Genomic DNA, 25,987 nt, shown 5'->3' on the forward strand with positions numbered 1-25,987 from the left:
GATGCTGCAAGCCTTTTTGCACCACGAATCGAATGGTCCTTGAATCTCCTAATTGCAATTGTTAGCACAATCTTTTTCTTTTACTCTAGTAGCCCCAGAGTACGGCAAACATACTTAGTATCCGAAATATTGCTCTTGATCATCGACTATGCAAAGATGCTTCCTCCCGGGGCTCAGCAACGCCTGCTCGGGATGATATCCCAAGAAATTGAACAATTCATTGCCGATCTTGGTGAAAACAACGAAGACAATATTGAGGCCATTAACCTACTGTTCGTTCATTGCACCCTAGGCCCTCAATACCAACTAAATCAATTGACTTTCTCGAAGGCACTTGGATTTCGCTTAGAAAACGGACTATTCTCAATCCCAAAGGAGTTTGGGTATTTTCAGATTGTATCCTCCATTTATGTGAACAGCAGAACTCTAAAGTCAGATGACATCACGAATTTGCTAACAACCCATGTTGCACTTCTGTTCAAACAGAGTCCAAACTGGAAAATCAAAACAGAGTTAGTGATGTTGTTGCTTGATATATCCACATGCCCTGTCATTTCGAAAGCGCAAAGGCAAGAGGTCATCAAGTCAGCATTGGGACATTTTGTAGCCACCCACAATCTCGGCACTAGGGTCACGAAGTTTCAAAAAGTCGCCGAAAGAAGCCGGTGGTTCTTCAACTGGAACCAAGAGATAGATGTTTCAGATGTACTCAGAAGAAAAGAGTTGAAAACGCCCTATTGATCAGGCATACTGTTCGAGGATCTTCTGCATGGCCAGTTTTTGGCCAACTCCAGACAACTCAAGTTTGCTTAGAGTCCTGCCCGCAGGTTCAATAGGCAAATGAGCGTTGAATACTGATCAGGATCGTAAGATGTTGATCTGAACCAAAGCAGTCCGCTTGGAGGCAGCGTCTTCTAGAGACGTTGCCTCCAAGTTGCCGAGGACACACGATTGGAATGCAGGGGATCCGCCTTTTTCCGATGAAGGCGAGTGACAAAGTCCGCGTTCACTGGCTTGATAGTCAAGGTGTTCCTGCACGAACCCAGTACTCTTGCAGTGCTCAGCTGCCTGACCTTGCGCAGTCCTGAACGGTGATGCAACGTGGCCGCCCGTTCAGTGAATACCCCGTACTCCGCCCCCCGCCCTCCAGCTTGCGCAACACGCCCCGCGCCAGCAGATCGTTGATATCGCGCAGCGCGGTGTCCGCCGAGCACTTGGCAATCGCGGCCCACTTCGCATTCGTGAGCTTGCCGGGCGAGTCGCCCGGCGCACTGTCCAGCACATGGTTCAGCACCAGCGTCTGACGCGCATTCATGGGCGTGCCCGCCCAGCGCTGCCAGAACTGGGCCTTGTCCAGCACGCCCGCCAGCAGGCCGTCGGCGCCCTGCACGGCGCGCAGCAGGCAGGCCAGGAACCAGCCGAGCCACGGCGTCACGTCGAGCGTGCCGCGCTGGGTGGTTCCGAGCTGGTCGTAATACTGTTTGCGCTCGCGCTGTATCTGGGCGCTGAGGCTGTAGAAGCGCTGCGCCGTGCCCTCGGCGCGTGCCAACGCCATGTCGCCCACGGCGCGGCTGATGCGGCCGTTGCCGTCATCAAAGGGGTGCAGGGTGACGAGCCACAGGTGGGCCAGGCCGGCGTGGACGAGGGGGTCGCCGGCCGGGGCGGCGTTGAACCACTGCAGGAAGGCGGCGGTTTCGGCGGGCAACGCGGCGGCGGGCGGTGCCTCGTAGTGCACCTTCTCCCGACCCACGGGGCCGGACACCACCTGCATGGGGCCGGCCGCGTCGTTTCGCCACTGGCCAACCTTGATGCGAACGGGTCCGCTGAAGCCGGTGGGGAACAGGGCCGCGTGCCAGCCGAACAGGCGCTCGGCGGTGAGCGGCTGGGCATGGTGCTGGGTTGCGTCGAGCACCATGTCCACCACGCCGTCTACGTGGCGGTCGGCGGGGGCCAGCGCGCCGATGTCCACGCCAAGCCGGCGGGCGATAGAGGAACGTACCGCGTCGAGGTTGAGCGCTTCGCCTTCGATGGCACTGGTGGTGACAACTTCCTGCGTCAGCGCCTGCAGCGTGGCCTGGTCGCGCTGGGCCAGCCCGAGCTCGGCCATGCGCCCCGCCAGATGGCCCTGCGCGCGGTGCACCTGGGCCAGCGCAGGCGCCAGCGCCGCCGCGTCAAACCGCCACTGCGGCCAGTCGGGGCGCTGCCAGAGGTAGGTGCGGCGGCGTTGAGGTTTGTCGGGAAACATGCGGCGATTGTGCGTCATATTCGCCGCTTTTTGTGCGGCGAATATGCATGCCATTCGCCGCAACGCCCCGTGCGCCCAAGCCCACTGGCTACCATGCGCCATCCACAACAAACCCAGCCACAGGAGGAAGCCATGTCACCCATCCACCCGACCGTCCCCGCCCCGCGCTCCAGCTTCGTGACCACGCTGGCCTGGCTCATGATCGTGCCGTCGGCGCTGGGTGTGCTCATGTCGACGCTGCAGAGCATTCTGGTGTTCACCATGCTGCCCATGGACCAGATGACATTGCCGTCCGGGCCGGAGGCCGAGCAGATTCCCGCGTTCGCACTCTTCATGATGGAACACATGCGCGCCGTGTTCGTGGCGTTCTGGCTGTTGACGGTGCTGGCGCTGGCCTCGGGCATCGGTCTGCTCCAACGCAGGGAATGGGCACGACTGGTGGTCATTGCGCTGCTGGCGCTGAGCATCGTGATGAACCTGGGCGGTCTGTACGTCCAGCAATCGTTCCTGTCGTCCATCCCGGTCTCGACCGACGCGCCGCCGGAGTTCCGCCAGCAGTTCGAGAGCATGGCCTCGACGATGTGGACGGTTTCGATTGCGATGGCGCTGGGCTTTTCGGCGGTGTCGGCCTGGATGATCTGGCGGCTGAGTTCGGAGTCGATCAAGGCGGAGTTTGGTGCCACATGAGACTCTTTGGCCAATCAAGCCGAAAGCAGGTGAGCGATCCGAACCTCGGTTTGTTGACGCAGGACCGGCATGGCTGGAGCGGTAGCGTCGCTGGGCCGGACGGCATGCAAAGCATCTGGCTCCGAATTGACGGTGCAGGTGACGCGCCCAACGAGGCCGTTGGGTTGGCGGTACTGGCTTGTCTGGGCAACTACTCCGCACTCACGTTGTCATTGAGTGGCGCCCTCTTCTCGTTGTGGCAACCGTATCTGGATGAACCCCTTTGGGAGGACGAGTACCCGACTGCGCCCGAAATGCTGTGGGCGCAGTTGCAACTGGAAGGGGTGGAGGTTCAGCGGTCCGGCGAGATCGTTCTCGTGTACGCGTTCAAGGGCGAGCTGTGGCCAGATGCGGTCTTTTTCGTCCAAGTGGAAGGGACGAAGGTCCGACCGCTCCACGTTGACGACTGACAGCACATCAAGGTTGTCAGGACTTCAACACCTCAATCTCATGCTTCTGCTACACGTAGCCTATCTGGTACAGCGCGATCCATCCCCATGACAACACTGGTTCTTCTACCCGGCATGGACGGCACCGGGGCGTTGTTCGCACCGTTGTTGCAAGCGCTTTCGCCGGAAATACAACCGGTGGTGATCACCTACCCGTCCAATGAACGGCTCGGCTACGCCGAGCTGGTCGAGCTGGTTGAAAAGCAACTCCCGACCGCGACCGACTACGTGCTGCTCGGCGAGTCGTTCTCGGGCCCGATCGCCACCCTGTTGGCCGGTCGAAACCCACCGGGATTGCGGGCTCTCATCCTCGCCTGCTCTTTCGTCCGTACACCCCGTCCGGTCCTTGCACCGTTCCGTCCGTTGACCCGCCTGCTCCCCAACCCTGCATTGGCCTTGGGACCTCTGAGCTTCGCGCTCATGGGAAAACACGCGACGCCGCCACTGCGCCGCGCGCTGGCCGAGGCGATTTCGAGCGTGGACCCGGGGGTCATGCGCCACCGTGCAGCTGCTGCGTTGTCAGCCGACGCCAGCAACAGTCTTGCCACCGTCCGTTGTCCGGTTCTCTACCTGCAGGCCAATGAGGACCGGGTTATTCCGATCCGTTGCGCCGCAGAGGTGCAACGTCTTTGCCCACAGACTCATATCGCCTCGCTGCCTGGTCCGCACTTTCTTCTTCAAACCCAGGCGGCCGCAGCTGCGGAGCGAATAGAAGCCTTCATTGCCGGTGCGCTGAACGCGGACCGGCAATGAAGGCCGTTCAGAACTTCCTCACCTCAATCCCATGCTTCTGCAGCGCATAGCCCATCTGCCGGGGCGTGATCTTGAGCAGGCGGGCGGCTTTGGCCTGGACCCAGCCACAGCGTTCCATGGCCCAGACCAGGCGCTCACGTTCGCCTTCGGGTTTGTCGTCGGTGCGGGCCAGCGACGCGGCTGGCGCTGAGGGCGCGCCGAGCGAGGTGGCGTCGCTCAGGTCGGCCGGCATCGAGTCGCCCGCATCGGCGCCTCCGCCGCCGAAGTAGGCCGGCTGGCGCGGCGGCGGCGCAGTGGGGATTTCGGTGATCGGGATTTCCGCCAGGCGGCTGGGGCGCACGGCGTCTTCGCGTTCGATGTGGTGCAGCACCTGCGTCAGGCACCGGTTGTCGCGGCAGGGGAAGGCCAGGTCGGTGATCACGTCGTTGTGCGCCATGGTGGCGGTGCGCTCGACGCAGTTTTCCAGCTCGCGCACGTTGCCGGGCCAGTAGCAGCTGGTGAGCACGCGCATGGCCTCCGGGCTGAACTTGGTGGCCTTGGCGTTTTCGCGGTTGAAGCGTTCCAGGAAGTGCTGCGCCATGGCGGGGATGTCTTCGCGGCGCTCGCGCAGCGGCGGCAGCTGGATGCTGACGACGTTGATGCGGTAGTAGAGGTCGGCGCGGAATTCGCCGGCCTGCACCATGCGCTCAAGGTTGCGGTTGGTCGCGAGGATCAGGCGCACGTCCACCTTCACCGGGGCGCCGCCGCCCACGCGCTCGAAGCTGCGTTCCTGCAGCACGCGCAGCAGCTTGGCCTGGAACGAGGCGGAGATGTCGCCGATTTCGTCGAGGAAGAGCGTGCCACCGTGGGCCATTTCGAAGCGGCCCTTGCGCTGGCCCTGGGCGCCGGTGAAGGCGCCTTTTTCATGGCCGAAGAGTTCGCTCTCCAGCAGGCTTTCGGTCAGCGCGGCGCAGTTGACGCCCACGAAGGGTTCCTTGGCGCGCGGCGAGAGGCTGTGGATGGCGCGAGCCATCACCTCCTTGCCGGTGCCGCTTTCGCCGCGCAGCAGCACGGTGGTGCGCGAGGGCGCGACCTGTTCGATCTGCTCGAACACCTTGAGCATGGGGCCGGAGACGCCGACCACCTGCTCGATCTTGTTGCGCTGGCCGCTGCCCATGCCCAGGGCCTTGTGCATGCGGCGGGTTTCGTCCTGCAGGGTTTCGTGGGCGGCGGTGACGCTGCGGTGGAGCAGCAGGGCCTGGCCCATGAGCGTGGCGACCATGCGCAGCAGGCGCAGGTCGTCGGCAAACACGCGGCGCTCCTCGGGGTTGAGGCAGTCGATCACCAGCACGCCCAGCGTGCGGTGGTCGGCGCGGATCGGGGTGGCGAGCATGGCCACGGGGATGCCCGGGCTCTGGTCGGCACCGCCGGTGCGGTTGAGGAACAGGGGCTCGGCGCGCACGTCGGGCACGGTGGCGGGCACGCCGCTGGCGAACACGTGGCCGACGATGCCTTCGCCCGATTCGAACTGCAGGCGCTGCTGCTCGGCCTGCGTGAGACCGATGGCGCAGAGGCCGCTGAGTCTGCCCTCGGCCTCCGCGACCACCACGAAGGCGCGGCGCCAGTCGAAGGCGTGGGTGAGGTAGTTGAGCGCCTCGCGGAAGGTCTTGTGGACATCCAGCGAGGTGGCCAGCGTCTTGCTGACTTCGTAGACGGCGTCCAGCTCGCGCCGGAGCATGACAGGTGATGTGTTCACGATGGGACTCCCATCTCCGGGCCGTTCGTGGGTTTGCACCAGCAGTGGGACTCCACCGCAAAGTGACGACCTTGGGCTTGCTGCGGTGCAAAAAACGTGCCGATATCGCGTGTCGCAGGCTTTGCAACAAACCCGACACGGCAGATGGCGACGAACGGTGTTCACGCGGCACAAAGCCCACACAAAACCCGCCAAAACCGCCGTTCTGATGGCCACAGACCCATGGCACAGACGTTGCAAAAGGGGCTGCAACCCATCAATGCCAGGAGCCTGCCATGCCGGACACCAGCCGCCCACAAGCACCTGCCCGCAGCGCGTTGCCCATCTATCTGGACTACGCCGCCACCACCCCGGTGGACCGCCGCGTGGCCAGCAAGATGTGGCCGTACCTGACGGAACAGTTCGGCAACCCCGCCAGCCGTTCCCACGCCTACGGCTGGGTGGCCGAAGAGGCGGTGGAGCTGGCGCGTGAACAGGTCTGCTCGCTGATCAACGCCGACCCGCGCGAGATCGTCTGGACCAGCGGCGCGACCGAGTCGAACAACCTGGCGATCAAAGGGGCGGCCCACTTCCACAAGGCCAAGGGCAAGCACCTGGTGACGGTGGCTACCGAGCACAAGGCGGTGCTGGACAGCATGCGCGAGCTGGAGCGCGAAGGCTATGAAGTGACGGTGCTGCCGGTGCTGCCCAGCGGCCTGCTCGATCTGGACCTGTTCAAGGCATCGCTGCGCCCCGATACGGTGCTCGCCTCGGTCATGTTCGTGAACAATGAGACCGGTGTGATCCAGGACATCGCCGCCATCGGCACGATCTGCCGCGAGAAGGGCGTGCTGCTGCACGTGGACGCAGCGCAGGCAGCTGGAAAGGTGGTGATCGATCTGGACGTGTTGCCGGTTGATCTGCTTTCACTCTCGGCACACAAGATCTACGGTCCCAAGGGCATTGGCGCGCTGTATGTGCGCCGCAAGCCGCGCGTGCGCATCGAGGCGCAGATGCACGGCGGCGGCCACGAGCGCGGCATGCGCTCGGGCACGCTGCCCACGCACCAGATCGTGGGCATGGGCGAGGCCTTCTGGCTGGCGCGCGAACAGATGGCGAGCGACAACGCCCGCATCACCGCGCTGCGCGAACGGCTGTGGGCCGGCATCTCCCAACTGGAATGCGTCGAACTCAACGGCGACCCGGTGCACCGCGCCTGCGGGTATCTGAACGCCAGCTTCAACTACGTCGAAGGCGAGTCGCTGCTGATGGGCATCAAGGGTGTGGCGGTGTCGTCGGGCTCGGCCTGCACCTCGGCCAGTCTGGAGCCGAGCTACGTGTTGCGCGCCATGGGCCGCACGGATGAGCTGGCGCACAGCTCGGTGCGTTTTTCCATCGGCCGCTTCACCACCGCCGAAGAGATCGACTCGACCATCGCGCAGGTCACCGAGGTGGTGACACGGCTGCGCAGCATGAGCCCGCTGTGGGACATGGTGCAGGCCGGCATCGACCTGTCCACGATCCAGTGGGCCGAGCATTGATTTAACGAACGGAGCAGCACCATGGCTTACAGCGACAAGGTCGTCGACCACTACGAGAACCCCCGCAACGTCGGCGCGTTCGATGCCAACGACGACAGCGTGGGCACCGGCATGGTGGGTGCGCCCGCCTGCGGCGACGTGATGAAGCTGCAGATCCGCGTGAACGCGCAGGGCGTGATCGAGGACGCGAAGTTCAAGACCTACGGCTGCGGCTCGGCGATTGCGTCCAGCTCGCTGGTGACCGAATGGGTGCGCGGCCGCACGCTGGACGAGGCGCTGGCGATCAAGAACTCGACCATTGCCGAGGAGCTGGCGCTGCCGCCCGTGAAGATCCACTGCTCCATCCTGGCCGAGGACGCCATCAAGGCGGCCGTGTCCGATTACCGCTCGCGCCACGGAAGCCCCGCCACCGACACGGTGGTGGAAAAGGACGCCTGCGAACCCCGCGGCCATTGAGGCCGAAACACTCCTGAGGAGAAATGCCATGTCCGCTGTGTCCGAAGCCGTCGTCGCCGAAGCGGCGCCCATCCCCGCCCTGCTCGACTTCACGCCGCAGGCCGCCGCCAAGGTGGCCGAGCTGATCGAGGAAGAAGGCAACCCCGAGCTGAAGCTGCGCCTGTACGTCACGGGCGGCGGCTGCTCGGGCTTCTCCTACGGCTTCGTGTTCGACGACCAGGTGGCCGAAGACGACACCGTGGTCTCGACCGAAGGTGTTTCGCTGGTGGTGGACGCGATGAGCCAGCAGTACCTGCTGGGCGCGCGGGTGGACTTCGAGGACGGACTGGAAGGTTCGCGCTTCGTGATCCACAACCCCAACGCGCAGACCACCTGCGGTCGCGGCAGTTCGTTCTCGGTCTGACGGAGGTCGCCATGAGCGTGTCACTCACCCCCGCCGCCGCGCGGCATGTGGAGAAGTCGCTGCTCAAGCGCGGCTCGGGCCTGGGCCTGCGGCTGGCGGTCAAGACCAGCGGCTGTTCGGGCTTTGCCTATGCGCTGGAGTTCGTCGACGAGATGAACGCCGACGACCAGTGCTTCGAGAACCACGGCGTGAAGGTCATCGTGGACCCGCGCAGCCTGGGCATGCTCGACGGCACCGAGCTGGACTTTGTGCGCGAAGGCCTGAACGAGGGCTTCAAGTTCAACAACCCGAACGCGAAAAACAACTGCGGCTGCGGCGAAAGCTTCGCGGTCTGAACACACCATGGCCCTGCTCCAGATCGCTGAACCGGGCCGCTCGGCCGCTCCCCACCAGCACCGGCTGGCGGCGGGCATTGATCTGGGCACGACCAATTCGCTGATCGCCACCGTGCAGAGCGCGCAGGCGCGGGCATTGCCCGACGCGGCCGGGGCGCTGCTGCTGCCGTCGGTGGTGCGCTACTTTGCCGATGGCGAACCGGTGGTCGGGCATGCGGCGCAGGCCCAGCAGGCTGAAGACCCGCAGAACACTATTGTTTCGGTCAAGCGCTTCATGGGCCGCACGCTGGGCGACCTGCGCGAAGCCAAGGGCCTGCCCTATCGCTTTGTGGACGGTGCGGGCATGGTCGGCATTCAGACCGTGGCGGGCGAGCGTTCGCCGGTGCAGGTCTCGGCCGACATCCTGAGCGCCTTGCGCGTGCGCGCCGAACAAGCCATGGGCGGGCCGCTGGCGGGCGTGGTGATCACCGTGCCGGCCTACTTCGACGACGCCCAGCGCCAGGCCACCAAGGACGCGGCGCGGCTGGCGGGCCTGAATGTCTTGCGCCTGCTGAACGAACCCACGGCCGCGGCGATTGCCTACGGCCTGGACAAGGCGGCCGAGGGCACCTTTGTGGTCTACGACCTGGGCGGCGGCACGTTTGACGTGTCGGTGCTCAAGCTCTCGCGCGGCGTGTTCGAGGTGCTGGCGACCGGTGGCGACTCGGCCCTGGGCGGTGACGACTTCGACCGCGTGATCGCCGAGTGGTTCTGCCAGCAGCACGGCATTGCCGGTGTGCAGGCGCTGTCGCCCTCGGCCCAACGCTCGCTGCTGGGTGCCTCGCGTTCGGCCAAGGAAGCGCTGTCGGCCCACGAGACGACGCCGCTGCGCGTGGCGCTGGCCGGTGGCGAGACGCAGCAGGCCATCCTCAGCCGCGAGCAGTTCGCCCAGCTGTCCAAGGCCTTGATCGACCAGACGATCCGCGCCACCAGACGCGCGCTACGCGACGCGCGCCTGTCCACCGCCGAGATCGATGGCGTGGTGCTGGTGGGCGGCTCGACCCGCATGCCGGTGGCACGCGACGCGGTGCGCGAATTCTTCGGTGTCGAGCCGCTGGCCGACATCGACCCCGACCAGGTGGTCGCGCTGGGCGCGGCCATACAGGCCGACGTGCTGGCCGGCAACGCGAGTGGCGACGGCTGGCTGCTGCTGGACGTGTGCCCGCTGTCGCTGGGCATCGAGACCATGGGCGGTCTGGTGGAGAAGATCATTCCGCGCAACTCCACGCTGCCCACCGCGCGGGCGCAGGACTTCACCACCTTCAAGGACGGCCAGACCGCGATGAGCCTGCACGTGGTGCAGGGCGAGCGCGAGTCGGTGAGCGACTGCCGTTCGCTCGCGCGCTTCGTGCTGCGCGGCATTCCGCCGGCGGTGGCCGGCGCGGCGCGCATCCGCGTGAGCTTCCAGATCGACGCCGACGGCCTGCTGTCGGTGACGGCGCGCGAGCAGACCACGGGCGTGGAGGCACACGTGGAAGTGAAGCCCACCTACGGTCTGGGCGACGAACAGATTTCTTCGATGCTGCAGGACGCCATCGGCTCGGGCGCGAAGGACATGGCGCTGCGCTCGCTGCGCGAGGCACAGATCGACGCGCGGCGTCTGCTGGACGCGACCGATGCTGCCCTGGCGCAGGACGGTCACCTGCTGAACGACGACGAAGTCGCAGCGATCCGCCAGGTGATGTTCAAGCTGGCCGATGTGCTGGAGACCGAAGAAGACGTGCAGGGCCTGCGCGTCGCCAGCGCGGAGCTGTCGTCGGCCACCGGCGAGTTCGCCGCGCGGCGCATGAACGCCTCGATCCAGCAGGCGCTGGCGGGTCGCTCGCTCGAAAGCCTCTGATGCCCCTGGTTCGCATCCTGCCCCACCCCGACCTCTGCCCCGAGGGCAAGGACTTCGACGTCCGGCGCGGCGCCTCGCTGTGCGAGAGCATGCTCAAGGCCGGCGTGGCGATCGAGCACGCGTGTGACATGGTGGCCGCTTGTGCCACCTGCCATGTGCATGTGCGCGAAGGCGGCGCTTCGCTGGCCGAGCCGGACGACGAAGAGAACGACCAGCTGGACAACGCCTGGGGACTGGATGCGCAGTCGCGGCTGGCCTGCTGTGTGAAGCTGCGCGAGGCCGATCTCGTCGTCGAACTGCCCAAGCACACCCGCAACCACGCTCGCGAAAAGTGACACCGGCGGGTCGGCTGTCCGAAACGGCACATTCCCGACACCGCCTCCGAAGCACGGCCATCCCGGCCACACAAAGCGGCTTCAAACCCACACAAAACGCACGCAAAACAGGTGGCACGCCTTATGCGATGAGGTCCCTGAAAGGACACCGCGACATGGCACACCACCTGGTCATCAACGACACCACCCTGCGCGACGGCGAGCAGACGGCGGGCGTGGCTTTCACGGTGGCAGAGAAGTGCGCCATTGCCCGGGCCCTGTCCGACGCGGGTGTGCCGGAGATGGAGATCGGCATCCCCGCGATGGGCGAGGAAGAGATCGCCTGCATCAACGCGATTGCCGCGCTGCGCCTGCCGGCCCGCCTGATGGTCTGGGGCCGCATGACCGAATCGGATCTCGCAGCGGCGCTGCGCTGCGACGCACACATCATTCACCTGTCGATGCCGGTGTCCGACATCCACCTGCGCCACAAGCTGCGCCAGTCGCGCGATGAGGTGATGGCGCAGGTCACGCGCGTGCTGACCCGCGCCGCGGCCAGCGGCCTGCAGGTGTCGTTCGGCATGGAAGACGCCTCGCGCGCCGACCCGGATTTCATGGCGCAGATCGCACGCCGCGCAGCGAGCTGCGGCGCCTCGCGCGTGCGCTTTGCCGACACGCTGGGCGTGCTCGATCCGTTCTCCACCTTCGAGGCCATCGCCCGCCTGCGCCAGGACCTGCCCGGCATGCGGATCGAGATCCACGCGCACAACGACCTGGGCCTGGCGACCGCCAACACCCTGGCCGCGCTGCGCGCCGGCGCCAGCCACGCCAACACCACCGTCAACGGCCTGGGCGAGCGCGCGGGCAACGCCGCGCTGGAAGAGATCGTGATGGGCGTGCGCCACCTGCACGGCGGCGACACGGGCGTGGCCACCCAGTCGCTGGTGGACATTTCGCGCCTCGTCGCCAAGGCCTCGGGCCGGCCCGTCGCCTTCAACAAGAGCATCGTCGGCGAGGCGGTGTTCACCCACGAATCCGGCATCCACATCGACGGCCTGCTCAAGAACCCGAGCACCTACGAGAGCTTCGACCCGGCCGAGCTGGGCCGCGAACGCCGCACCGTGCTGGGCAAACACTCGGGTTCGCAGGCGGTGCGCATGGCCTACGGAGCCATCGGCGTGGCCCTGAACGACGACGGCCTGACCGGGCGCCTGCTAGGCCGCATCCGCGCGCACGCGATGGACGCCAAGCGCGAGCCGACCCCGCAGGAGCTGCAGCGCTTCCTGTGCGAATCGCAGCCCGCGGCCATCCGCTTCCCGTCATGAAACGCGACGAGACACCGATGCTGGCTGTCACCGCCCCGCCCCCCGCCCAGCGCAGCACCGGCTGGTGGTCGCTGGTGCGCGGCGACGTGGCCTGCGTGCTGGCGCGCGACCCGGCGGCGCGCAACCGGCTGGAGGTGTGGACCATCTACCCCGGCGTGCAGGCGGTGGCGCTGTACCGGCTGGCGCATGCGCTGTGGTCGCGCGGATGGCGCTTCGGGCCGCGCTTCATTTCCTACGTCGCGCGCTGGCTGACCAACGTGGACATCCACCCCGGTGCGCGCATCGGTGAACGCTTTTTCATCGACCACGGCGCGGGCGTGGTGATCGGCGAGACCGCCGAGATCGGTGACGACGTGACGCTCTACCACGGCGTCACGCTGGGCGGCACCACCTGGAACCCGGGCAAGCGCCACCCGACGCTGGGCCACGGCGTGGTGGTGGGTGCGGGCGCCAAGATTCTCGGCCCCATCACCGTGGGCGACGGCGCGCTCGTGGCGGCCAACTCGGTGGTGATCGAGCCGGTGCCCTCGGGCGCGACGGTGGTCGGCATTCCGGGCCGCGTGGTGGCCCCGCGCCGCCGCACCACGCATGGTTTCGACCTCGACCACCACCTGATTCCCGACCCGGTCGGCAAGGCCATGGCCTGCGTGCTCGACCGGCTGGCCCAGCTCGAACGCGCCCAGGCCGCCGGCGCCGGCCTGGCCAGCGCCGACGCCGCCTGCGGCCAATGCGACGACCCCTGCGCCCTGCCCTCGTTCGACCTCAAGACCGGCGTGACCGTTCACCAGGAGTGACCACCATGGAAGACCTACTGACCCGCCTCAAGGCCCTGTCCTCGGCCGAGGATTTCCTGCAGTTCTTCGGCATCCCGTTCGACCAGGCCGTGGTCAACGTGAGCCGGCTGCACATCCTCAAGCGCTTTTTCCAGTACCTGCGCCAGCAGTCGGCCGACCTGCCGCAGGACAACGAAGTTGCCCTGTTCACCGCCTACCGCCAGCTGCTCATCAAGGCCTACGGCGACTTCGTGAAGTCCACGCCCGCACAGGAGAAGGTCTTCAAGGTGTTCCAGGACGTGGGGGGCCGGCAGCACGTCTCCATCGACAACCTCAAGGCGTCCCTGCCGCAACGCGCCGTGGCCTGAAAGGAATCCACCATGCACATCGTCGTCTGCATCAAGCAGGTCCCGGACTCGGCGCAGATCCGCGTCCACCCGGTGACCAACACCATCATGCGCCAGGGCGTGCCGGCCATCGTCAACCCGTACGACCTGTTCGCACTGGAAGAAGCCCTGAGGCTGAAAGACAAGTTCGGCGGCCGCGTCACCATGCTTTGCATGGGCCCGCCGCAGGCCGAGGACGCTCTGCGCAAGTGCATCAGCTTCGGCGCCACCGACGCCATCCTGGTGACCGACCGCGCCTTCGCCGGTGCCGACACCCTGGCCACCAGCTACGCACTGACCGCCGCCATCCGCAAGATCCACGCAGAGCAGGCGGTGGACCTGGTCTTCACCGGCAAGCAGACCATCGACGGTGACACCGCCCAGGTTGGCCCCGGCATCGCCAAGCGCCTGGGCTGGAACTTGCTGACCTACGTGAGCAAGATCAACGAGGTGGACCTGGACGGCCAGACCCTGACGGTGGAGCGCCGCGCCGAAGGCGGCGTGCAGCGCCTGCAGACCACGCTGCCCAGCCTGATCACCATGCTCGAAGGCACCAACGAAATGCGCTTCGCGACCATGGACGACATGCTGCGCGCCGGCCGCTGCCAGGTGCGCAAGTGGAGCAAGGACGACGCCGGCATCGAGGACATAACCAAGATCGGCCTCAAGGGCAGTCCCACCATCGTCAGCAAGGTGTTTGCCCCCAAGGCCCGCAGCGTGCGCGCCGAGATGCAGGAGGTGGGCGACGGCACCAGTGTCAACGACGTCTGCCTGAACCTGCTGCAGAAGATTTTCACCACCCACCCGACGCTGGAGCAGGAGACGGTCGACCGTCTCAGCGCCTGAGCCCCGCACGCACCAGAAGGAGAAGACCATGGCCGAACCCGACAAGCCCCAGATGGCCGCCGCCGCTGCCGCAGGCGCCGCCAAGACCGCCGGCCGCAGTGGCCGCAGCACCGAACTGCCCGAACACCTGAAGGTCTACAAGGGCGTCTGGGTGTTCATCGAACACGATCGCGGCCAGGTGCACAGCGTGAGCTGGGAGCTGATGGGCGAAGCCCGCAAGCTGGCCGACAAACTGGGCGTGGAGGTCAGCGGCGTGCTGCTGGGCGGCCCGTCCGACAAGCTGGAGGACTACGCCAAGGAGGCCTACGTCTACGGCGCTGACCACTGCTACCTCATGCGCGACCCGGTGCTGCAGGGCTACCGCAACGAGCCCTTCACCAAGGGGCTGACCGACCTGGTGAACAAGCACCAACCGGAGATCCTGCTGCTGGGCGCCACCACCATGGGCCGCGACCTGGCGGGCTCGGTGGCCACCACCCTGGGCACTGGCCTGACGGCCGACTGCACCGAGCTGAACATCGACGGCCGCGCGCTGGCCGCCACCCGCCCCACCTTCGGGGGCAGCCTGCTGTGCACCATCATGACCCTGGCCTACCGGCCGCAGATGGCCACCATGCGCCCGCGCACCGCCGCCATGCCGGCGCGCGACGAAAGCCGCAGCGGCGACATCATCACCATGGACCTGGGCATGGTCGAAACCGACATCGTCACCAAGCTGCTGGCCTTCATCCCCGACGCCACCAGCAACAACATCAACCTGGCCTACGCCGACATCATCGTCACCGCCGGCAAGGGCCTGAAGAACGCCGACAACTGCAAGCTGGTGTGGGACCTGGCCCGCGTGCTGGGCGCCGAGGTGGGCGCCACCCGCGCGGTCACCCAGGCCGGCTGGCTGGAGGCCGAACGGCAGGTGGGCCAGACCGGCAAGACGGTGCGGCCCAAGCTCTACATCGCCGCCGGTGTGAGCGGTGCGATCCAGCACCGGGTGGGCATGGAGGCGTCCGATGTGATCGTGGCCATCAACACCGACCCCAACGCGCCCATCTTCGACTTCGCCCACCACGGCATCGTCGGCAACGCGATGCAGGTGCTGCCGGTGCTGACCGCGGCCTTCCGTTCCCACCTCGACAAGCGCATCCGCAAGGTTGCGTAACCCCGACCCCAAGGAGATCTGTGATGTCCAACGAAAAGTTTGATGCGATCGTGGTCGGGGCGGGCCCCTCGGGCAACGCCGCGGCCTACACCATGGCCAAGGCCGGCCTGAAGGTCCTGCAGATCGAGCGCGGTGAATACCCGGGCAGCAAGAACGTGCAGGGCGCAATCCTCTACAGCAACGCGCTGGAACAGATCATCCCGGACTTCCGCGAGGACGCACCGCTGGAGCGCCACATCATCGAGCAGCGCATGTGGATGATGGACGACGAGAGCTTCGTCGGCACCCACTACCGCAGCGACGACTACAACAAGCCACCCTACAACCGCTACACCATCATCCGGGCGCAGTTCGACAAGTGGTTCAGCTCCAAGGTGCGCGAGGCCGGTGCGCTGCTGATCTGCGAGACCACGGTGGAAGAGCTGCTGCTCGACGGCGAGCGGGTCATCGGCGTGCGCTGCGACCGCCTGGGTGGCGAGGTGTACGCCGACGTGGTGGTGCTGGCCGACGGCGTGAACAGCACTCTGGCGCGCAAGGCCGGCTTCCACGGCGAGCTGGACGCGGGCAACGTGGCCCTGGCGGTCAAGGAGATCCTGTTCCTGCCCGAGGACGTGATCCAGCAGCGCTTCAACATCAAGGAAGACGAGGGCGTAGTCATCGAGCTGATGGGCAAGGTGACCGAGGGCATGGTGGGCACCGGCTTCCTCTACACCAACAAGGAGTCGCTCACCATCGGCGTGGGCTGCATGCTCAGCGACTTCAAGGCCAACCCGCTGCGCACCAAGCCCTACGAGCTGCTGGAAAAGCTCAAGAAGCACCCCAGCATCGCGCCCATGATCGAGGGCGGCGAGATGAAGGAGTACTGCGCCCACCTGATCCCCGAAGGCGGCTTCAACGCAGTGCCGCGCCTGTACGGCCCGGGCTGGCTGATCGTGGGCGACTCGGGCGGCTTCGTCAACGCGGTGCACCGCGAGGGCTCCAACCTGGCCATGACCAGCGGTCGCCTGGCCGGTGAAACGGTCATTGCGATGAAGGCCGCGGGCCAGGAGCCCAGCGCCGCCCACCTGAAGCTCTACAAGGACAAGATGGACGAGTCCTTCGTCATGAAGGACCTGAAGAAGTACCGCAAGCTGCCCGAAGTGCTGCACAGCAGCCCGCAGTTCTTCACCGCCTACCCCGAGCTGGTCAACCGCGCGGCCAAGACCTTCTTCACCGTGGACGGTGTGGACAAGCATTCCAAGGAAAAGGAAATCCTGGGCAGTTTCCGCAGCAAGCGCAGCCTGACCGGCCTGGTCGGCGACGCATTCAAGATCTGGAGGGCTTCGCGATGAGCACCGCTGTCAACGTGGAAGAGAAACTCTTCCAGAACCGCTACAAGGTCGACCACGGTCGGCCCCACATCCAGATCAAGAACGCCGAGGTCTGCAGCAACGACTGCCAGTCGCAGGCCTGCACCTTCATCTGCCCGGCCGCCTGCTACAAGGCCGAAGGCAACCGCACGGTGACCCTCATCACCGACGGTTGCCTGGAGTGCGGCAGCTGCCGCGTGATCTGCACCGAACACGCCAACGTCGCCTGGGAATACCCGCGCGGCGGCCACGGCATCCTGTTCAAGTTCGGTTGAAAGCCACGCCATGGCCAAGCCCGCGCGGCTCCTGCGTGGCCAGGGACAGCTCGGCGGTGCTTCAAGCCTTGTAGGCCGAACAGCAACAGCGCCGGGCCTAAGACGGCCTGGCCATCCATCACCCATCTGGTTCCGGGAGAACCTCATTTCCGGGCTGGTGCCGTGCAGCTTTCCGTACCAACAAAAAAAAGCACCTAGCGTTTCCACTAAGTGCTTGATTTTTCTACCAAATCTGGTAGGCGCGATTGGACTCGAACCAACGACCCCCACCATGTCAAGGTGGTGCTCTAACCAGCTGAGCTACGCGCCTGCAAACTGTCCGAAGCCTCGCATTATAGCAGCGAATTCAGCAATTTGTCCAAACCCGTGAATCATTTGCGCCTGACCATGCGCACACCGGCCACATCCCCGACCACCGACATGGCTCGGGACACTTGTCTCGCATCGATGATCTCTATGGTGAAAGTCATCCACGCGATGCCCTTGACCGACTGCGTCTGTACCCCGATGACGTTCATCTTCTCGCGCGCAAACACATCGGAAATGTCTCTCAGCAACCCCTGCCGGTCGATCGCCTCAACCGCAACGTCTACCGGGTACACGGCAGAAGCCCCGTCCCTCCCGCCAGACACAGCGCCACCCCATTGCACATCGATCACCCGGTCAGGACTGGTGCGCTGCAGATGGGCAAAGTCGCTGCAATCGCTCCGATGGATGCTCACACCCTTGCCACGGGTCACAAACCCCCGGATGTCGTCCGGTGGGGCGGGCTTGCAGCATTTGGCCAACTGCGTCATCAGGGAATCGACACCGACCACCAGCACACCCCCGCTGGACGCGGAACGCACAGGACGCGGCTTCTTCAGCCACGGGGGAACGTCCTCGACGACGGGCTGATCGCCCTGCCGCAAAAGCACCTCTAGCGTGCGGAGCGACAGCTCGTCCTTGCCCACCTGTTCGAACAGGGCCTGCGCCGAGGGAAGGCCCGCCGAGCTGGCGAGTTCCTCGAACCTCAGCGCGGTGCGCCCCTCTCGCTGGAGGAGACGTTCCACCGCCTCGCGCCCCCTGGCAACGGTCTCTTCCATCGCCAGTTGGTTGAACCATGCCCGGACCTTGCTCTTGGCACGGTGGCCGACCAGGTAACCCAACTCAGGATTGAGCCAGTCGCGCGAAGGACCTCCCTCCTTGGCGGCGATGATTTCGACGGTCTGACCATTCTGCAGCGCCGTGTTCAGCGGAACCATGACGCCGTCCACCCGGGCCCCTCTGCAGCGGTGCCCCAGATTCGTGTGCACCGAATAGGCGAAATCGACAGGCGTGGCGCCCTGCGACAGCTCCACGATGGCGGCATCAGGCGTCAGGACATAGATGCGGTCGTCAAACAGTCCAGATGAAGCCCCACTGAGATCACGCTCCCAGGCCAGCAGTTGTCGAAGCACCGCGATCTTGGCGTCGTACTCCGAACTGGCCGACACGCCCGCATAGCCTTTGGTGCCCGCCTCCTTGTAGGCCCAGTGGGCGGCCACCCCGTGTTCGGCGTGTTCGTGCATGGCCTGGGACCGGATCTGGATCTCGAACGCCCTACCCTGCGGGTCCCGCACCACCGTATGCAGCGACTGGTAGCCATTGGCCTTGGGCTTGGCGATGTAGTCGTCGAACTCCTCCGCAACGGGTGTGAACTGCGAGTGCACCAGCGCCAGCACTGCATAACATGCATCGGTCGAAGGCACCACCACCCGCAGAGCTCGGATGTCGAACACCTGGTCGAAGTCCAGCGACTTGCCACGCATCTTCTTGACGATGCTGTAGATGTGCTTGGGCCGCCCCTGAACCGACGCCTGGATGCCCTGCCCGCGCAGGTCTTGCTCCAATTGCATTCGCACCTGCTCGATGTGCACCTCGCGCTCTGCCCTCTTTTCATCCAGCAGACGGGCCACCTCCTTGTACATGTGCGGCTCTAGAAAACGGAAGGCCAGATCCTCCATCTCCCATTTGATCTGCCAGATGCCCAGCCGGTTGGCCAGCGGAGCGAACACATGCAGCGACTCGCTGGCCAGGGCCTGACCGGGATCCCCCTTGCAGGCCGCGAAATAGCGCAGCGTCTGCAGGCGCGATGCCAGCCGGAGCATCACCACCCGCAAGTCACGGGAAAACGCGAGCAACATCTTGCGGACGTTCTCGGTCTGGCTGGCCGCCAGTTCGGACACAGGCACCTTGCCCGGTGACGCCACAGGCAGGGCCGCCTCTTGCGCGGCCAGACGCTCTCCCGTTTTCCGGTTCTGCACCTCGGCCGACTTGATGCGCGCCTGCCGCTGCAGTTGCACCAGCTTGGTCGTCTCAAGAGCGAGCGCCGCGAAGTTCTCGCCGAACGCCTTGGCAATCACCTCTTGAGGCCTGTTGAGGTACTGGCACGCGTACACGAGATATGCGGCAGCCTGCATCGCCTCCGACCCGCCAATGTCGCGCAGCACCGTAGCGACCGCGTCGGCGTGCGAGAGGATGTTTTCGCCTGTGTCCAGCTGCTCGCTGGCCAGCAAGGGCTCTGCGAAGGCACGGGCACGCGCCAATGCCTGGGCCTGCTGGGGCAGGCTGTCCGAGGTGGCGGCCACGATGGCCGACGTTGGTGGTGGAGGAACAGAAGTCGAATACTGCATGGCAAGGGCTCGCTCAGGCCTGGCCCAGAAAACCAACCACCGCCGCCACCTGGTCTGGCACCACCAGGGTCGGTGCATGTCCGACTCCCGGAAACTCGACACAACGCGCGCGGGGCCCTCTTTCAGACATGGCCTTCGCCGTCTCGCGGGTCAGGAGGTCGGAATCGGCGCCGCGCAGCAGCAGGGTGGGAGCCGAAATGGCGTCGTACAGAGCCCACAGGGCAGCCTCCCCGTCGGCCACCACTTGGCGACCGACGGATTCATCCATATCCGTCAGCGCACGGATCGGAACGGCCAGCGCAGGGTCGTAGTGCAGCCACCAGCGCCCCTCCCGCTCGCGCAGCATGGGACGGGACAGTGCCATCCACTGCTGCTGGCTGTGGGGCCCAAAACTGGACGAAATGGACCACAGATAGTCCACGGCCTCCTGCTCGCTGGCGAAGGAAGGATTGAGTCCCAGATAGGTTCCGATGCGCCGCAAGGCGTCCCACTGGAGCACCGGACCGACGTCGTTGAGCACCAGCCTGCGGATGCCCGTTGCAGCTTGGGCCGCCAGGGCCATGCCAATCAGCCCCCCCATGCTGGTACCGATCCAGTCGATCTGAAGCATGGGGTCCTCGGAACGCAGCCTGGCAATGAGGCGGCCCACATCCGCGGCATAGGTTCCCACCTGGTAGGCCATGGGATCGGCAAGCCAGTCGCTGAATCCACGACCGGCAACGTCCACAGCAATGACGCGCGCCTGTGCGGTCAGGGCGGACGCCAGCGCATCGAAGTCACGCCCCTGACGAGACAGTCCATGCACACACACCACGAGGCGGTGCGCATCGGCACCTTGTTGCGGCATCCAGTCCCAGTACGCCAGCCGGCGTTGCTGGCCGCTGGTGGCGGCAGGCCCGGGAACATCGACGAACCGCAGCTCTGGCATCTGGCTGGAACCGATCATTCCTCGGGACTCCGTGATAATGGTTTGCATGTTGTTCAACCAATCGTAATGGAACTGGAGATCCCTCATGCTTGCCAACAAAACCGCCCTCGTCACAGGCTCGACCAGCGGCATTGGACTGGGTATCGCCAAGGCGCTGGCTCGTCAGGGTGCAAACATTGTTCTGAATGGTTTCGGTGACTCTGAAGGCCCACAGGCCGAGATCGCGGCCATGAGTGTGCAGGTGGCCTACCACGGCGCGGACATGAGCAAGCCAGCCGAGATTGAAGACATGATGAAGTTCGCGGCCAGCCGCTTTGGGAAGGTCGACATCCTGGTGAACAACGCCGGCATCCAGCATGTGGCGCGTGTGGAGGACTTCCCGGTCGAGCGATGGGATGCGGTGATCGCCATCAATCTCTCCAGCGCGTTCCATGCCACCCGCCTGGCGTTGCCCGCCATGCGCGCAGCGAATTGGGGGCGCATCATCAATGTGGCCTCGGTCCACGGACTGGTCGCCTCGGCAGAGAAGTCCGCCTACGTTGCGGCCAAGCACGGGGTCGTTGGCCTGACCAAAGTGACCGCCCTTGAAAATGCGACCACCGGCGTGACCTGCAACGCGATCTGTCCTGGCTGGGTGCTGACACCGCTGGTGCAGAAACAGGTGGATGCCAAGGCGGCGGCGTTGGGCCTTTCCAACGAGGACGCCAAGAAGCAGTTGCTGGGAGAGAAGGAGCCGTCGATGCAGTTCACCACCCCCGAGGAGTTGGGCGAACTGGCGGTGTTTTTCTGCTCACCGGCCGGCGCCAACGTGCGTGGCGTGGCCTGGAACATGGACGGTGGCTGGGTAGCGCAATGACCCTCAGCGCAGCTGGACCGAGCCTGACACCGACACCGTGACCAGGCTCTTGCCCGCTTCGACAGGGATGGCGGCGTCGGCAGACGCCTGGGCCACCGACGCGGCACGCATCCGGTACAACGGCCGCTCGCCCTGATCGGCCGGGCTTACCGACACCTCCCGCAGGATGTAGCCCTCGAAACCGAAGGCCTTGGCCACCTCGACCGCTTTGGCCTTGAAACGCTCGATGGCCGATGCCTGCACCTCGGACTCGAGCTTTTGTTGCGCTTCGCGGGACAGCGAGAAGGCCACGTTACCAACGCCCATGGAAGAAATCTTCCCCGCGGTGGTGCTGATGCGGACGAAGTCCCGCCCTTCCAGCACAAGCTCCGCCGTCCCCTGCCAGCCCACGATACGTCCGTTGCTGCCATGGCGCGGATACACACCGAAAGATCCTGTTTTTACCTCCAACTGCTGGGCAGAGGCCTGTGGCTTGGCAACCGCCAGGGCGGCATCAACCGCTTGTCGCAACTGGCTCTGCACCGCTGCGGCATCGCTGCCGTCGCGCGAGGTGCTCAATGTCATCGTGAGCCAGTCCTGAGGCACTTCAAGCTGTGCGCTGGCAGACACCACCACCACATTGACCGGAGCGGCCGCAGACACAGGCTGGGCAAACAAGGCACCGGTCCCCAGAAGCCCTGAAAAAACCACGGCGAGCACGCCCGCCCGGCGGCAAGACGCTGCCACCCGCACATATTTGTTCATAGCGGCTATTTTGACTGAGCGGACTGCTCTGGCAAACCGCGCAGCTGTTCGCGCATGCGCTGCCGCTCCTCAGGAGACAACCTAAATGGCTTGCTGGTGGCGTAGCCATCGCCAACTGGCTGCCGCAGGGAATCGCGCAACCGTGAAGACACCGGACGCCCATCCTGGACCTCGGCGGGCGACACGGCCACTGGCTCGGTGGCCAGGGGCTGGGCAGGCTGCTCCCGCAACTCCAATGCGGCTGAAAGCAGTGGCGCTCCCAGCAGCATCGCAGACACAGAGTATTTGTGATTGATCATGGTTCTGACCGAACTGAACGATGGAGGCATTCTGAGCGGGCCTCTGGTAACGGTGTGAGGGGCTCGGGCAACAGATGTAACAGCCTGTCAAAAAACCAAAAAACGAGCCCTGACAAGCACTTGGCGCTGCCACAATCGCCTTTGTTACATTTACCGGGAGTTGCTTCCATGCCACAAAACACCGCCCGCCCGAACAAGATCCTGGTGGTCGATGACGATGTCCGCATCCGCGACCTGCTGCGCCGTTACCTGATGCAGGAGGGTTTCGAGGTCATGCTGGCCGAGGACGGCAAGGCACTGAACCGTGTCCTCCAACGCGAGGCCGTGGATCTGATCGTTCTGGACCTCATGATGCCGGGCGAAGACGGCCTGTCGATTTGCCGGCGCCTGCGCGCCAACGGCGACCGCACCCCGATCATCATGCTCACTGCGAAAAGCGAGGACGTGGACCGCATCGTCGGCCTGGAGGTCGGTGCCGACGATTACCTGGGCAAGCCGTTCAACCCGCGCGAACTGCTCGCCCGCGTCCATGCCGTGCTGCGCCGCCGCCCCCCGGCTGAAGTCCCGGGTGCCCCCTCGCAGGATGCGGAGGTCGTCAATTTCGGCCCGTTCGAGTTCGACCTGAGCCTGCGCACCCTGCGCAAGGACGGCGCCGACCTGCCGCTGACCACGGGCGAGTTCGCCATGCTCAAGGCGCTGGTGCGCCATCCGCGCCAGCCGCTGTCCCGCGAAAAGCTCGCGCAGCTGGCCCGCGGCCGGGAGTTCGAACCGTTTGACCGCAGCCTGGACGTGCAGGTGTCCCGCCTGCGCAAGCTGATCGAAGAGGACGCCGCTTCGCCCCGCTACCTCCAGACGGTGTGGGGCGTGGGATATGTGTTCGTGCCGGACGGCAACGCCTGATGATCGACGAATCGCGGGTTCCCACCTTCGAAACAGAGCCGGCGGCGCTGGAAACGGCGTCTGCCCCGCTGGAGAGCAAACCCGCGCGCGAGGTGAGCCTGTTCTGGCGCACCTTTTTCTTGTTGTCGCTGCTGCTGGTGGGCTGCATCGTGGCCTGGCTTCAGACGTTCCGGGCGCTTGAGTACGAGCCTCGAACGCTGCAAAGTGCGCAACAGCTCGCTTCCCTGGTGAACCTCAGCCGTGCGGCACTCGTGCACTCCGACTCGATTGCCCGTGTGTCGCTGGTCAAGACCATGGCCGACGAGGAAAAGGTGAGGATCGCCCCTCGCGAGCCGGGTGACAAGTTCCGTCTTTACGACGCCGACCAGCTCAGCAGGACAGTCAGCGCACAGCTCAGCGCCCGGCTCGGACCCGACACCGTGGTCGCACGCGAAGTCAACGGCACGCCAGGTCTGTGGATCGGTTTTTCCATTGACGGCGATCCGTACTGGCTGCAGGCAGATCCTTCGCGGGTGGAGCTGGTGACCGGCAAGACCTGGGTGATCTGGCTGGCCACCGCTGCCGTGCTTTCGTTGATGGGCGCCGCGTGGATCGCTCGCCTGATCAACCGCCCGTTGCAGAAGCTGTCGTTTGCCGCGAGCCGTGTGCGCGATGGCGACTTCAACTCCAGCCGGCTCAACGAGGCTGTGGCCACGAGTGAAATCCGGCAGGTGAATATCGGGTTCAACCAGATGGCGCAGCGGTTGTCCAAGATCGAACAGGACCGCGCCTTGATGCTGGCGGGCATCTCGCACGACCTGCGCACGCCGCTGGCGCGGCTGCGTCTGGAGACCGAGATGAGTGTGGCCGACGCGGAAGCGCGGGAACACATGTCGGCCGACATCGAACAGGTCAATGCCATCATCGACAAGTTCCTCGACTACGCCCGGCCGGACCACATGGAGCCTCAGCGCGTGAGCTTGAACGAGGTGATTGAGGCCGCCGTGTTTGCGCTGGGCAACCAGCCCGACGTCGCCGTGAAAACCAGCATCCCCGCCGACACCTGGGTGATGGGCGATGCGGTCGAGCTCAACCGAGTGTTCTCCAACCTGCTGCAGAACGCCGTTCGCTACGGCCGCAACCAGACGACCGGCGTGGCCGAGATCGACATTGGCGCCAAGACCAAGGACCAATGGGTGCTGGTCAAGCTGCGCGACCACGGTCCGGGCGTCAATCCCGAGATGCTCAGCCAGCTCACACAGCCCTTCTTCCGTGGAGACGCCTCGCGCAGCGCTGCCACTGGTACCGGCCTGGGCCTGGCCATCGTCGAGCGCGCCATTGCCCGCATGGGTGGCCGTTTCGCGCTGGCCAACAGCAGCTCCGGCGGGCTGGCCGCCCACATCAAGCTGCCGGTCGGCAAAACCGCCTGATCGAAGCCGGGCTCAGCCCGGCCGGCGCACCAGCAAGGCGACCGCACGGGCCTCGATCGACAGCCCCTGCCCGACGGGGCCCAGCTTCTCGGCGGTCTTGGCCTTCACGTTGACCCCCCCCACAGGCAGGCCCAGAGCCTGTGCTATGCGCGCGCACATGGCCGGAATGTGCGGGCCGAGTTTGGGTGCCTGGGCCACCACCGTGCTGTCGATGTTGCCAATCTCGAAACCCGCCTCGCGCACGCGCCGAGCGACTTCGGTCAACAGCACAATCGAATCAGAGCCCTTGAACCGCGGGTCTGTGTCGGGGAAGTGGCGCCCGATGTCGCCCAGCGCCGCGGCGCCCAGCAGGGCGTCGGTGATGGCGTGCAGCAGCACATCGGCGTCCGAATGGCCCAGCAGGCCGGCCGTGTGGGGGATGGTCACGCCGCCGATGATCAGCGGTCGCCCCGGCACCAGGGCGTGCACGTCCCAGCCCTCACCGATGCGAAATGGAATGGACGGGGTGGTGTTGGCTGCGCTCATGTTCGGCTTGAGAGAATGGCTTCCGCGAGGGCGAAGTCTTCGGGGTAGGTGACCTTGAAATTCTGCGCGCTGCCCGGCACGAGCAGCGGCCGGTGCCCGGCCATTTCCATGGCGCTGGCCTCGTCGGTCACACCGGCGAAGCCGCTGTCCGCCTGGGCGGCGAGCGCGTTCCGGAGCATGCCAAGCCGGAACATCTGCGGGGTCTGGGCCAGCCATTTGTCCGAGCGGTCCACGGTCGCGGCCACGCGGCCCTCGCGTTCGGTCTTCAGCGTGTCGGGCAGCTTGAGTGCCAGCAGCCCGCCCACCGGGTCACCCTCGCAGGCGCTGATCAGCGCCTCGATCTGCTGCGGTGTGATCAGGCAGCGCGCCGCGTCGTGCACCAGCACCCAGTCATCGTCGGCGGCACCTCTGGCGCGCAGGGCATCCAGGCCGTTGTACACGCTGTGCGCACGGGTCGCGCCGCCACAGCGCGCGAGCTGCAGATCGGGCTGATCGACGCTCAGGAAGCGGTCATCCGGCGCCACCACCAGCACCGTCTGCTCGATGCGGGGAGCCGCGCCGAACGCTGCCAGGGTGTGCAACACCATGGGCAGGCCGGCGACGGTCTGGTACTGCTTGGGGCCAGCGGTGCCCGCGCGCGAGCCGGTGCCGGCACAAGGCAGCAGCGCGTGGCAGCGCACAGTGGACGGGGTGTTTTCGGAAGCACTCATGATCGGTCCGGGCATTCTAGAATCCCCCACTTCACCCCCC

28 protein-coding genes and 1 tRNA gene are annotated in these 25,987 nt (G+C 65.4%); 20 read left to right on the top strand and 9 right to left on the bottom strand.

Features of this window, described 5'->3' with window-relative positions:
* The coding region (locus HFL01S_RS25125; protein WP_218008636.1) for a hypothetical protein at positions 1 to 741 on the top strand (741 nt) is incomplete at its 5' end.
* Positions 742 to 1,060: 319 nt separating this feature from the next.
* Here HFL01S_RS25125 and HFL01S_RS15170 read toward each other — a convergent pair.
* Entirely contained in the window at positions 1,061 to 2,245 is a 1,185-nt protein-coding gene (locus tag HFL01S_RS15170; protein WP_066260417.1) for a Fic family protein, read from the bottom strand.
* A gap of 132 nt (positions 2,246 to 2,377) precedes the next feature.
* Here HFL01S_RS15170 and HFL01S_RS15175 point away from each other — a divergent pair, with 132 nt between their 5' ends.
* The 3 genes from HFL01S_RS15175 to HFL01S_RS15185 all read left to right on the top strand — a co-directional run bounded on the left by HFL01S_RS15175 (position 2,378) and on the right by HFL01S_RS15185 (position 4,173).
* A complete protein-coding gene (locus tag HFL01S_RS15175; protein ID WP_066260135.1) occupies positions 2,378 to 2,932 on the top strand; it encodes a hypothetical protein in 555 nt (184 codons plus the stop codon).
* Positions 2,929 to 3,381, top strand: coding sequence for a hypothetical protein (locus tag HFL01S_RS15180; protein WP_157538894.1), 453 nt, complete (start codon positions 2,929 to 2,931; stop codon positions 3,379 to 3,381). The genes HFL01S_RS15175 and HFL01S_RS15180 overlap by 4 nt, the downstream gene beginning before the upstream one ends.
* Positions 3,382 to 3,468: 87 nt before the next feature.
* Positions 3,469 to 4,173, top strand: a complete 705-nt coding sequence (locus tag HFL01S_RS15185) for an alpha/beta fold hydrolase (RefSeq protein ID WP_157538895.1) — start codon at positions 3,469 to 3,471, stop codon at positions 4,171 to 4,173.
* Between the two features lie 7 nt (positions 4,174 to 4,180).
* Here HFL01S_RS15185 and nifA read toward each other — a convergent pair whose 3' ends face one another.
* Complete coding sequence (gene nifA, locus HFL01S_RS15190; protein ID WP_066260139.1) at positions 4,181 to 5,890, bottom strand: nif-specific transcriptional activator NifA; 1,710 nt, start codon at positions 5,888 to 5,890, stop codon at positions 4,181 to 4,183.
* 293 nt (positions 5,891 to 6,183) lie between these two features.
* On the opposite strand from nifA, the gene HFL01S_RS15195 reads away from it, so the two are divergent.
* The 13 genes from HFL01S_RS15195 to HFL01S_RS15255 all read left to right on the top strand — a co-directional run bounded on the left by HFL01S_RS15195 (position 6,184) and on the right by HFL01S_RS15255 (position 16,922).
* The gene (locus HFL01S_RS15195) at positions 6,184 to 7,428 is read left to right on the top strand and encodes an IscS subfamily cysteine desulfurase (RefSeq protein WP_066260142.1); all 1,245 of its coding nucleotides are present in this window, start codon (positions 6,184 to 6,186) and stop codon (positions 7,426 to 7,428) included.
* A 21-nt stretch (positions 7,429 to 7,449) separates the two neighbouring features.
* The gene (iscU, locus tag HFL01S_RS15200) at positions 7,450 to 7,884 is read left to right on the top strand and encodes a Fe-S cluster assembly scaffold IscU (RefSeq protein ID WP_066260144.1); all 435 of its coding nucleotides are present in this window, start codon (positions 7,450 to 7,452) and stop codon (positions 7,882 to 7,884) included.
* A gap of 28 nt (positions 7,885 to 7,912) precedes the next feature.
* The gene (erpA, locus tag HFL01S_RS15205) at positions 7,913 to 8,287 is read left to right on the top strand and encodes an iron-sulfur cluster insertion protein ErpA (protein ID WP_066260148.1); all 375 of its coding nucleotides are present in this window, start codon (positions 7,913 to 7,915) and stop codon (positions 8,285 to 8,287) included.
* An 11-nt stretch (positions 8,288 to 8,298) separates the two neighbouring features.
* A complete protein-coding gene (gene iscA / locus HFL01S_RS15210; RefSeq protein WP_066260151.1) occupies positions 8,299 to 8,622 on the top strand; it encodes an iron-sulfur cluster assembly protein IscA in 324 nt (107 codons plus the stop codon).
* A gap of 7 nt (positions 8,623 to 8,629) precedes the next feature.
* Positions 8,630 to 10,501: a Fe-S protein assembly chaperone HscA gene (hscA, locus tag HFL01S_RS15215; protein WP_066260153.1), complete on the top strand. Its 1,872-nt coding sequence runs from the start codon at positions 8,630 to 8,632 to the stop codon at positions 10,499 to 10,501.
* A complete protein-coding gene (fdx, locus tag HFL01S_RS15220; protein WP_066260156.1) occupies positions 10,501 to 10,836 on the top strand; it encodes an ISC system 2Fe-2S type ferredoxin in 336 nt (111 codons plus the stop codon). Before hscA ends, fdx begins: the two co-directional genes overlap by 1 nt.
* Before the next feature lie 155 nt (positions 10,837 to 10,991).
* On the top strand, positions 10,992 to 12,140 hold the full coding sequence (gene nifV / locus HFL01S_RS15225; RefSeq protein WP_066260160.1) for a homocitrate synthase: 1,149 nt from the start codon (positions 10,992 to 10,994) through the stop codon (positions 12,138 to 12,140).
* A gap of 17 nt (positions 12,141 to 12,157) precedes the next feature.
* Positions 12,158 to 12,934: a serine O-acetyltransferase gene (gene cysE / locus HFL01S_RS15230; protein WP_157538896.1), complete on the top strand. Its 777-nt coding sequence runs from the start codon at positions 12,158 to 12,160 to the stop codon at positions 12,932 to 12,934.
* A 5-nt stretch (positions 12,935 to 12,939) separates the two neighbouring features.
* Positions 12,940 to 13,281: a nitrogenase stabilizing/protective protein NifW gene (gene nifW / locus HFL01S_RS15235; RefSeq protein WP_066260166.1), complete on the top strand. Its 342-nt coding sequence runs from the start codon at positions 12,940 to 12,942 to the stop codon at positions 13,279 to 13,281.
* A 12-nt stretch (positions 13,282 to 13,293) separates the two neighbouring features.
* The gene (locus HFL01S_RS15240; RefSeq protein ID WP_066260169.1) at positions 13,294 to 14,145 is read left to right on the top strand and encodes an electron transfer flavoprotein subunit beta/FixA family protein; all 852 of its coding nucleotides are present in this window, start codon (positions 13,294 to 13,296) and stop codon (positions 14,143 to 14,145) included.
* 28 nt (positions 14,146 to 14,173) lie between these two features.
* Positions 14,174 to 15,298 carry an electron transfer flavoprotein subunit alpha/FixB family protein gene (locus HFL01S_RS15245; RefSeq protein WP_174525247.1) on the top strand — a complete coding sequence of 375 codons (1,125 nt, stop codon included), beginning with the start codon at positions 14,174 to 14,176 and terminating at the stop codon, positions 15,296 to 15,298.
* A 23-nt stretch (positions 15,299 to 15,321) separates the two neighbouring features.
* Positions 15,322 to 16,629, top strand: a complete 1,308-nt coding sequence (locus HFL01S_RS15250; RefSeq protein ID WP_066260173.1) for an FAD-dependent monooxygenase — start codon at positions 15,322 to 15,324, stop codon at positions 16,627 to 16,629.
* Positions 16,626 to 16,922 carry a ferredoxin family protein gene (locus tag HFL01S_RS15255; RefSeq protein ID WP_066260174.1) on the top strand — a complete coding sequence of 99 codons (297 nt, stop codon included), beginning with the start codon at positions 16,626 to 16,628 and terminating at the stop codon, positions 16,920 to 16,922. The genes HFL01S_RS15250 and HFL01S_RS15255 overlap by 4 nt, the downstream gene beginning before the upstream one ends.
* Positions 16,923 to 17,155: 233 nt before the next feature.
* Here HFL01S_RS15255 and HFL01S_RS15260 read toward each other — a convergent pair.
* From HFL01S_RS15260 to HFL01S_RS15270, 3 genes are all read right to left on the bottom strand, one after another.
* Positions 17,156 to 17,232 (bottom strand) — tRNA-Val (locus tag HFL01S_RS15260).
* Positions 17,233 to 17,293: 61 nt separating this feature from the next.
* A complete protein-coding gene (locus HFL01S_RS15265; protein ID WP_066260177.1) occupies positions 17,294 to 19,576 on the bottom strand; it encodes a RelA/SpoT family protein in 2,283 nt (760 codons plus the stop codon).
* Positions 19,577 to 19,589: 13 nt separating this feature from the next.
* Positions 19,590 to 20,552, bottom strand: coding sequence for an alpha/beta fold hydrolase (locus HFL01S_RS15270; RefSeq protein WP_439648604.1), 963 nt, complete (start codon positions 20,550 to 20,552; stop codon positions 19,590 to 19,592).
* A 37-nt stretch (positions 20,553 to 20,589) separates the two neighbouring features.
* Here HFL01S_RS15270 and HFL01S_RS15275 point away from each other — a divergent pair, with 37 nt between their 5' ends.
* Entirely contained in the window at positions 20,590 to 21,360 is a 771-nt protein-coding gene (locus HFL01S_RS15275) for a 3-hydroxybutyrate dehydrogenase (RefSeq protein WP_066260179.1), read from the top strand.
* Between the two features lie 3 nt (positions 21,361 to 21,363).
* Here HFL01S_RS15275 and HFL01S_RS15280 read toward each other — a convergent pair whose 3' ends face one another.
* Both HFL01S_RS15280 and HFL01S_RS25130 read right to left on the bottom strand, forming a co-directional pair.
* On the bottom strand, positions 21,364 to 22,104 hold the full coding sequence (locus HFL01S_RS15280; protein ID WP_084383353.1) for an SIMPL domain-containing protein: 741 nt from the start codon (positions 22,102 to 22,104) through the stop codon (positions 21,364 to 21,366).
* Between the two features lie 5 nt (positions 22,105 to 22,109).
* The gene (locus HFL01S_RS25130; RefSeq protein WP_157538897.1) at positions 22,110 to 22,403 is read right to left on the bottom strand and encodes a hypothetical protein; all 294 of its coding nucleotides are present in this window, start codon (positions 22,401 to 22,403) and stop codon (positions 22,110 to 22,112) included.
* 168 nt (positions 22,404 to 22,571) lie between these two features.
* On the opposite strand from HFL01S_RS25130, the gene ompR reads away from it, so the two are divergent.
* The gene (ompR, locus tag HFL01S_RS15285; RefSeq protein WP_066260180.1) at positions 22,572 to 23,303 is read left to right on the top strand and encodes an osmolarity response regulator transcription factor OmpR; all 732 of its coding nucleotides are present in this window, start codon (positions 22,572 to 22,574) and stop codon (positions 23,301 to 23,303) included.
* Entirely contained in the window at positions 23,303 to 24,712 is a 1,410-nt protein-coding gene (locus HFL01S_RS15290) for an ATP-binding protein (RefSeq protein ID WP_066260181.1), read from the top strand. The genes ompR and HFL01S_RS15290 overlap by 1 nt, the downstream gene beginning before the upstream one ends.
* A gap of 12 nt (positions 24,713 to 24,724) precedes the next feature.
* Here HFL01S_RS15290 and ispF read toward each other — a convergent pair whose 3' ends face one another.
* Together ispF and ispD are read right to left on the bottom strand one after the other, a co-directional pair.
* Entirely contained in the window at positions 24,725 to 25,210 is a 486-nt protein-coding gene (ispF, locus tag HFL01S_RS15295) for a 2-C-methyl-D-erythritol 2,4-cyclodiphosphate synthase (protein ID WP_066260428.1), read from the bottom strand.
* A 23-nt stretch (positions 25,211 to 25,233) separates the two neighbouring features.
* Positions 25,234 to 25,947 carry a 2-C-methyl-D-erythritol 4-phosphate cytidylyltransferase gene (gene ispD / locus HFL01S_RS15300; RefSeq protein ID WP_066260429.1) on the bottom strand — a complete coding sequence of 238 codons (714 nt, stop codon included), beginning with the start codon at positions 25,945 to 25,947 and terminating at the stop codon, positions 25,234 to 25,236.
* Positions 25,948 to 25,987 lie beyond the last annotated feature (40 nt).

It is taken from the genome of Hydrogenophaga flava NBRC 102514 (genome assembly GCF_001571145.1).
Classification (GTDB): Bacteria; Pseudomonadota; Gammaproteobacteria; order Burkholderiales; family Burkholderiaceae_C; genus Hydrogenophaga; species Hydrogenophaga flava.